This window comes from Catenibacterium sp. UBA627 (assembly GCF_002299355.1).
Taxonomy (GTDB): domain Bacteria; phylum Bacillota_I; class Bacilli_A; order Erysipelotrichales; family Coprobacillaceae; genus Catenibacterium; species Catenibacterium mitsuoka.
The window spans coordinates 193-561 of record NZ_DBPF01000100.1 but is presented as its reverse complement, the minus strand read 5'-3'; the positions used below and the strand labels follow the sequence as shown (position 1 = coordinate 561).

The 369-nt window shown below is 26.8% G+C and carries 1 protein-coding gene; it reads right to left on the bottom strand.

Annotated features, from left to right (window positions below):
* Positions 1-129: 129 nt before the first annotated feature.
* Positions 130-369: hypothetical protein (locus tag B2S90_RS06345; protein ID WP_286696741.1), on the bottom strand; the 240-nt coding region annotated here is incomplete at its 5' end.

The following is a 369-nucleotide window of genomic DNA, read 5'->3' as shown; positions in this document are numbered from 1 at the left end:
TTTTCCCTCTTTTTACACATTCTTTTTCAAATAATTGAATTCTATTAATCAAATATGAAAAAGAGGATAGATGGACTACAAATCATCCATACTATCCTCATATATAATTCCTACCATCCGTGATTTATTCTAATTTAAGTTTTCTTCGTCTACTCCCTCATATACTTTCATTAACTTATTATTGATACTCTCTTCATCTGACATCATTAAATGTTTAAATCTTTCTATAGACTCATCAAACATATTTGGATCATAAGTGATATGTTTACCTAAAAATAAATTACCAGCATTATAATAAGTATCAATCTTTAACAGAAGTGCATGTTTAGTAATCATAATTTCATCCAAACAATGTTGCTGTACAATTTC